This is a genomic window from Rhodoferax sp., assembly GCF_028715765.1.
Classification (GTDB): Bacteria; Pseudomonadota; Gammaproteobacteria; order Burkholderiales; family Burkholderiaceae_C; genus Rhodoferax.
In genome coordinates, this window is the sequence record NZ_JAQURE010000076.1 from 1 (window position 1) to 6,966 (window position 6,966).

Annotated in this window: 8 protein-coding genes; 5 read left to right on the forward strand and 3 right to left on the reverse strand. The window is 58.9% G+C overall.

Translation table 11 applies throughout. The features are described 5' to 3' along the window. Window positions 1-10: 10 nt before the first annotated feature. The 5 genes from PHT20_RS15795 to xth all read left to right on the forward strand — a co-directional run bounded on the left by PHT20_RS15795 (window position 11) and on the right by xth (window position 3,711). Entirely contained in the window at window positions 11-484 is a 474-nt protein-coding gene (locus PHT20_RS15795; protein WP_300083829.1) for a CZB domain-containing protein, read from the forward strand. A 156-nt stretch (window positions 485-640) separates the two neighbouring features. Continuing rightward, window positions 641-1,435: a thymidylate synthase gene (locus PHT20_RS15800; protein WP_300083883.1), complete on the forward strand. Its 795-nt coding sequence runs from the start codon at window positions 641-643 to the stop codon at window positions 1,433-1,435. Beyond that, a complete protein-coding gene (locus PHT20_RS15805) occupies window positions 1,399-2,325 on the forward strand; it encodes a DMT family transporter (RefSeq protein WP_301021274.1) in 927 nt (308 codons plus the stop codon). The genes PHT20_RS15800 and PHT20_RS15805 overlap by 37 nt, the downstream gene beginning before the upstream one ends. A 22-nt stretch (window positions 2,326-2,347) precedes the next feature. Then, window positions 2,348-2,833 carry a dihydrofolate reductase gene (locus PHT20_RS15810; protein WP_300083825.1) on the forward strand — a complete coding sequence of 162 codons (486 nt, stop codon included), beginning with the start codon at window positions 2,348-2,350 and terminating at the stop codon, window positions 2,831-2,833. Between the two features lie 86 nt (window positions 2,834-2,919). Further along, complete coding sequence (gene xth / locus PHT20_RS15815) at window positions 2,920-3,711, forward strand: exodeoxyribonuclease III (RefSeq protein WP_300083823.1); 792 nt, start codon at window positions 2,920-2,922, stop codon at window positions 3,709-3,711. A 60-nt stretch (window positions 3,712-3,771) separates the two neighbouring features. Here the strand turns inward: xth and ntrC are convergent, their stop codons facing one another. The 3 genes from ntrC to PHT20_RS15830 are packed head-to-tail and all read right to left on the reverse strand — an operon-like array spanning window position 3,772 to window position 6,964. After that, window positions 3,772-5,310: a nitrogen regulation protein NR(I) gene (ntrC, locus tag PHT20_RS15820; RefSeq protein ID WP_300083881.1), complete on the reverse strand. Its 1,539-nt coding sequence runs from the start codon at window positions 5,308-5,310 to the stop codon at window positions 3,772-3,774. A 47-nt stretch (window positions 5,311-5,357) separates the two neighbouring features. Then, window positions 5,358-6,467: a nitrogen regulation protein NR(II) gene (glnL, locus tag PHT20_RS15825; protein WP_300083821.1), complete on the reverse strand. Its 1,110-nt coding sequence runs from the start codon at window positions 6,465-6,467 to the stop codon at window positions 5,358-5,360. A gap of 2 nt (window positions 6,468-6,469) precedes the next feature. Next, window positions 6,470-6,964 (reverse strand): hypothetical protein, encoded by a 495-nt coding sequence (locus PHT20_RS15830; RefSeq protein ID WP_301021275.1) that lies wholly within the window; start codon window positions 6,962-6,964, stop codon window positions 6,470-6,472. Window positions 6,965-6,966: the final 2 nt, after the last annotated feature.

Genomic DNA, 6,966 nt, shown 5'->3' on the forward strand with positions numbered 1-6,966 from the left:
GGATTCAATCATGGGGTTTTTCAGTCGTTTCTTCGGTTCATCCAGCAGCAAAAAAGAGCAGGCCAGTGCGGCTGCCCCCGCCAGCGAATTGGGGCTGGATGCCAAATCGGCCGCCGCTATCCTGGCAGAGATAGACATTGACACCGCCATCGCCGCCCACGAAAACTGGAAATTGCGGCTGCAAAACTACCTTAACGGTCAATCCAGTGAAGAGCTCAAACCCGAAATCATTTGCCTGGATGACCGCTGCGATTTGGGCAAGTGGCTGCATGGCGCCGGCGCGCAACGCTTGGGTAAATACCCCTCGTTTTCAGTGCTGGTGGCGCGGCACAAATATTTTCATGTGCAGGCCTCCAATGTGGTGGCTCTGGCTCAAAACAATGAGCAAGCCAAAGCCATGCAAACCCTGAACAGTGGCTACAGCCATGCCTCTAACCAGGTGGTGTTGCTGCTCAAAGACCTCAAACGCGGGCTGGGACGCTGACGCTGCCCCAGCCTTTCAGAGGCACTTCAACGCGCTCAGAAATAGAGGCGGCGCATATACTTTGCGCATGAATCACACCCTTTTACAACGCGTGCGCCCAGTCTTGGTTGGGGGCGTTTGATCTTGGCAACCACCTCATCCCAATACGAAACCTTTTTGCGCCACGTGCAAACCACGGGCGTTTTCAAGCCTGACCGCACCGGCACCGGCACCACCAGCGTCTTTGGTTACCAAATGCGCTTTGACTTGACTCAGGGGTTTCCGCTGGTCACCACCAAAAAGGTGTTCCTGAAAGCAATCATCGTCGAGCTGCTATGGTTTTTGCGTGGCGACAGCAATGTGAAATGGTTGCAAGAACGCGGCTGCACCATTTGGGACGAATGGGCGCGCGCTGATGGCAGCTTGGGACCGGTGTATGGCGTGCAATGGCGCAGCTGGCCCACGCCTGATGGCGGTCACATCGACCAGATTCAACAGGTGATCGACACCCTCAAAACCAACCCGGACAGCCGCCGCATCATCGTGAGCAGCTGGAACGTGGCCGAACTCGACCAGATGGCGCTGATGCCCTGCCACGCGTTTTTCCAGTTTTATGTCGCGCCTGCCACCACACCGGGTGGCCGCGGCAAGCTCAGCTGCCAGCTCTACCAGCGCAGTGCTGACAGCTTTCTGGGGGTGCCCTTCAACATTGCCAGCTACGCCCTGCTGACCCACATGGTGGCGCAGCAATGTGACCTGGACGTGGGCGATTTCATCTGGACCGGCGGCGACTGCCACATCTACGCCAACCATGCCGAGCAAGTGGCGCTGCAACTCAGCCGAGAGCCTTTCCCCTACCCCACCTTGGTCATCAAACGCCAGCCGGCCAGTCTGTTTGACTACGCCCTGGAAGACTTTGAGGTGCAGGGTTACCAGTGCCATCCCGCCATCAAGGCCCCGGTGGCGGTTTGAGCGCTCACCCCATCACCCGCCGCCAGCTTTGGGCTTTGGTTGCGCTCACGCTGATGTGGGGCACCAACTGGCCGATGATGAAATACAGCCTGCGCGAGCTCTCACCGCTGTACTTTCGCGCCCTCACCATGAGCTGTGGGGCGCTTTGGCTGTATGGCTTTTACCGCTTCAAGGGGGTGCGCATGTGGCCGCAAGGCCGTGAGTGGCGCAGTGTCATGAGCCTGGGCCTGCCCAATGTGTTGGGATGGCACACCTTGGCCATTTTGGGTGTGAAAGAGCTGGCCAGCGGGCGCGCTGCCATTTTGGGCTTCACCATGCCGATTTGGACGGTGCTTCTGGGCGTTTTGTTTTTTAAGGAAAAACTCACCTCACGCATTGGCCTGGCAGTGCTGGCCGTGGCACTGGCCATTGGGCTGCTCACGTTCAATGAATTCACTGCACTCAGCGGCAAGCCGTTGGGCATTGTCTGGATGGAATTGGCTGCCTTGTCTTGGGCTGCGGGCACGCTGATGATGCGCCGCGCGCACTTGAGCATGCCCATGGAAACCCTCACCGTGTGGATGCTGATTTTGGCCAGCCTGTGCTTGTGGGGGCTGGCGTTTGCGCTCGAACCCTGGCCAGGGTGGCAGTTTTCTGCACCCATGTGGGGCAGTCTGGCCTATGGCGCGCTGATCAACTACGGGTTTGCGCAGATCATCTGGTTTGGCATGGCGCGGCAGCTGCCGCCCGCCACCAGCGCCATGAGCATCATGGCCATTCCGCTCATTGGCACCCTCACCGCCACGCTGATTGTGGGCGAGGTGCCGGGCTGGCAAGACATGGTGGCTGTTGTCTGTGTGATGACCGCCATTGCCGCCGTGCTGCTGCCCCGTCGCCCACCCACTGTTTGACCACTTTACGCTGCACCCTGCCATGCAACTCAAACTGATTTTTGCCCGCGCCGCCAACGGCGTGATTGGCCACCACAACACCCTGCCCTGGCACTTGCCCGAAGACCTGGCGCACTTCAAACGTACCACGCTGGGTTGCCCGGTCATCATGGGGCGCAAAACCTGGGACAGCTTGCCACCCAAGTTTCGTCCCCTGCCCGGACGGCTCAACCTGGTGGTCACTCGTCAGTCAGATTGGCAGGCAGACGGTGCGCTGGTGGTGCACTCTTTGGATGCGGCCTGCGCGGCCTGCCCGGCGCAGAGCACGGCTTGGGTGATGGGTGGTGCCGAGGTCTATGCCCAGGCACTGCCACTGGCCACTGAAGCGGTGGTCACAGACATCGCCGCCGAGTTTGAAGGCGATGCGTTTGCACCCCACTTCGGCGCCGAGTGGCATGAAGTGCAGCGCGAGGCACACACCTCAAGCACTGGTTTGCGCTTTGCCTTTGTCACTTACCGCAGAAATTGAAATTTTGGCGCATTGAGTAAGTTGAAATTCATTATTTCAATAGCTACTCATGCTTTATCCATAAGCTCTAGAGCCCTATTTCTTATATGAAACTTGCCACCTGGAACGTCAACTCTCTCACAGTCCGCCTGCCCCAAGTGCTGGACTGGCTGGCCGCCAACCCGGTGGATGTGCTGGCACTGCAAGAGCTCAAGCTCACCGATGACAAATTTCCCCACGCGGCGTTCAAAGCAGCCGGGTTTGAGTCGGTCTGCTTTGGCCAAAAAACCTACAACGGCGTGGCCTTGATCAGCCGCACCCCAGCGCAGCAAGTGACGCGCAACATTCCCGGTTTTGATGACGACCTGGCACGCGTCATCAGTGCCACCGTTGCCTTTGAGTCAGGTTCAGCGGCGAGCGACATCCGCGTGGTGGGTGCCTATTTTCCCAATGGCCAGGAACCAGGCAGCGACAAATTTGAGTACAAACTGGCCTGGTTGCAAGGCTTGCGTGCCTGGCTGCGCACGGAGTTGGCAACCCACCCCCGGCTGGTGTTGATGGGCGACTTCAACATCACTTTTGACGATGCCGACGTGTGGGACCCCGAGGGTATGCGCGACCAGATTCATTGCACCGACGAAGAGCGCTATGAACTCAACGCCTTGATCGCCCTGGGGCTGACAGACGCGCACCGGCTGTTTGCGCAAGCACCCAAAAGCTATTCGTGGTGGGACTACCGAGACTTCGGCTTCAAGCGCAACCGTGGCATGCGCATTGACCACATTTTGGTCAGCCAAGCCCTCAAACCCCTGGTGTCGGCCTGCCAGATCGACAAAACCCCACGCCACAACGAGCGTCCCAGCGACCATGCACCGGTGCTGATGGAACTCAAGGGCTGAAGCCGTCACCCAGTGACAACACGCTTCAGGACGCGGTCATCAAAATGACCCACTTGTTTTTTACGCGCCCTTATCTTCCAGCCCTAATTCCTGAATTTTGCGGGTGATGGTGTTGCGGCCAATGCCAAGTTTTTGAGCAGCTTCAATGCGCCGACCTTTCGTGGCAGCCAGCGCCGCCTGAATCAAACAGGTTTCAAACCGTGCTGTGAGCACATCCCACACATCAGTGCGTTCGGTGGCCAACAGTGCGGCGGCATCGGCTGTCAACCCCTGCTCCCAAGCCAGGCACGCGGCGGCAGTGACCGACGCTGTGGTGGCTGACGCCAAGTCAGTGACAGGCATCACATCCGCTGCTTGAGCATGAATCGCTATTGAATGAAGAGCTGCTTGTGCATTATCTACGGGCGCTAGAGGCACTTTTGATGCTTCAACCTCAGACTCAGACACAGCCACTTCAGGAGGCAAGTCTTTGGCCTCGATCACTTGAGCGGGCGCCATCACGGTAAGCCAATGACAGATGTTTTCAAGCTGGCGCACGTTGCCAGGAAACGCAAACTTGCCCAACCACTGCAAGGCAGTGTCTGAGATGCGCTTGGGCTCCACCCCCAGCTGGCGCGCACTCATCAGCAAAAAATGCCGCGTCAGCATGGGAATGTCTTCCAGCCGCTCACGCAGCGCAGGCAAACGCAGGCGAATCACATTCAGGCGGTGATACAAGTCCTCACGGAACACGCCGTCTTTGACGCGCTGCTCCAGGTTTTGGTGCGTGGCGGCAATCACACGCACATTGGTTTTAACGGCGCTGTGACCACCGACCCGGTAAAAATGCCCATCAGAGAGCACCCGCAGCAGGCGCGTTTGCAAGTCGAACGGCATGTCGCCAATTTCGTCCAGAAACAAGGTGCCGCCATCGGCCTGCTCAAAGCGGCCCCGGCGCATGGTTTGCGCCCCAGTGAAGGCACCTCGCTCGTGGCCAAACAGCTCTGATTCCAACAAATCTTTGGGAATGGCGGCGGTGTTGATGGCCACAAACGGCCCTTTGGCACGCGGTGAATGTTTGTGCAAGGCGCGCGCCACCAGCTCTTTGCCGGAACCGGATTCACCCGTGATCATGACCGTGACGTTGCTTTGACTGAGCCGGCCAATGGCGCGAAACACATCTTGCATGGCCGGAGCTTGGCCCAGCATTTCTGGGGTTTCCACCACCTGCACTTCATTGACCTCTTCGCGCTGGCTCTCGGCCACGGCACGGCGAATCAGCTCCACGGCTTTGGGGATGTCAAAGGGCTTGGGCAGGTACTCAAAAGCACCGCCCTGAAAGGCCGACACGGCGCTGTCGAGGTCAGAGTAAGCGGTCATGATGATGACCGGCAAGCCAGGGAATTTGGCCTTGACCTTGTCCAGCAAATCCAGCCCCGAGCCGCCCGGCATGCGAATGTCGCTGACCAACACTTGGGGCGGTTTGTCGTCGTCCGTCAGGGCGTTGAGCACATCGCGCGCGTTGGTGAAGCTGCGGCTCGGCAGTTGCTCGCGCAGCAGGGCTTTTTCGAGCACGAAGCGAATCGACTGGTCATCGTCGACGATCCAAATGGGTTTCATCACGTTGTCTGGCCTCGGGTTAGACCCCGGGTGCGAACACATGGCACTCAGGGCAGGGGTATCAGAATTTTGAAGTCCGTCCGGCCGGGCTCGCTGTCGCACTCAATCAAGCCATGGTGTTGCTGCACAAAGGTTTGCGCCAATGTCAACCCCAAGCCAGAGCCGCCTTCCCTGCCCGACACCAGCGGGTAAAAAATGCGGTCTTTGATGGCATCAGGCACGCCCGGTCCGTTGTCAATCACATGCAATTCCAGTGCCAACCGATAACGCTGCTTGCCAAACGTGGTTTGGCGCGCCACCCGGGTGCGGAAAATCAGCTGCGCATCGCCCTGCAGCACGCGCTCATTCAAGGCTTGAGCGGCATTGTGGGCAATGTTGATCAGGGCTTGAATGAGCTGCTCATGGTCGCCCCGGAATTCAGGAATAGAGGTGTCGTAGTCGCGCACCACGCTCAAGCCCTTGGGAAACTCGGCCAAAATCAGTGAGCGCACGCGTTCACACACCTCGTGAATGTTCACATCACTGACCACATGGGGCTTGCGGTGCGGCGCCAGCAACCGGTCGACCAACGACTGCAGGCGGTCGGCCTCGCGGATGATGACTTGGGTGTACTCCGCCAGCTCGGGCTGTGCCATTTCAAGCTCAAGCAGTTGCGCGGCACCGCGAATGCCGCCCAGCGGGTTTTTGATTTCATGCGCCAGGTTGCGAATCAGCTCTTTGTTGGACTGGGCTTGTTCGGCCAGGCGCTCTTCGCGGTCTTGGCGGGCTTGCTGCTCCAGCGGCAACAGCTCCACAATGATTTCATGCGCCTCGGTCAGGGTCACGATCACATGCACCGGCAACGGCTCGCGCGACACCCGCAGCAGCCCGGCGTCGTAGCGCAGTGCGGCAAATTCGTTGCTGCCGGCGCCTTGCAGCGCTGTTTTCAAGTGAGCCGGCTCGGTAAAGCTGTCAGGCAAATGCGAGCCCACAATGCTGCGCCGCGAGATACCCAGCGCGTCTTCCAGGGCAGCGTTGGCAAACAACACCGTGCCATCGCTTTGCACCACCGCCACCAAGGTGGCCAGCAGGTCAAACGACTGAAAGCGAATCGATAACGGGCTGGGGGCTTTCTGCGCCGGGAGCGCTGAGCGTTTTGCGAATTGACTCTGGCTCATGTTCAGCGTGCCGCCGTGCTGCCCGTGACCCGGCCAAGCTCGCGACGAATACCGGCCATGTCGCTCTCGTTGCGTGCCAAGCTGGCTTTGAGTTCGGCCACGCGGTCGAGGTATTTTTGGTGATTGCGCACTTCTGAACCGAGTTTTTCAGGCTCGCCATTGTTGAATTCTTTGAGCAACTCGGCTTGACGGCTCTCCGCTTTGGCCAGCTCAGACTGCAAGATCAAGCGGGCATCGGAGTCGCGTGACTTTTGTTCTGCGGCATCCACCTTTGAACCGGCTGGCGTACCTGAGGTAGCACTGGCTGCAGCGCCAGCCTTAGCGGCTTTGGGCTTGATGCCTTGCACCACGGTCACATTGCCACCTTCAACCAATTTGCAGTTTTTAGCCTGAGCCGGGGTGACGTTGTTGGTGTATTCGTTGCCACAACGGTAAATGCGGTCTTGCGCCCACACCGGGGCATGCAGTGCCCCCAACCCAGCCAGTGTGCAAAAAATAA

Bases quoted from the DNA above. Each gene is read 5' to 3' on its own strand.
- PHT20_RS15795 (WP_300083829.1), top strand. From the start codon at position 11: ATGGGGTTTTTCAGTCGTTTCTTCGGTTCATCCAGCAGCAAAAAAGAG.
- PHT20_RS15810 (WP_300083825.1), top strand. From the start codon at position 2,348: ATGCAACTCAAACTGATTTTTGCCCGCGCCGCCAACGGCGTGATTGGC.
- xth (WP_300083823.1), top strand. From the start codon at position 2,920: ATGAAACTTGCCACCTGGAACGTCAACTCTCTCACAGTCCGCCTGCCC.
- ntrC (WP_300083881.1), bottom strand. From the start codon at position 5,310: ATGAAACCCATTTGGATCGTCGACGATGACCAGTCGATTCGCTTCGTG.
- glnL (WP_300083821.1), bottom strand. From the start codon at position 6,467: ATGAGCCAGAGTCAATTCGCAAAACGCTCAGCGCTCCCGGCGCAGAAA.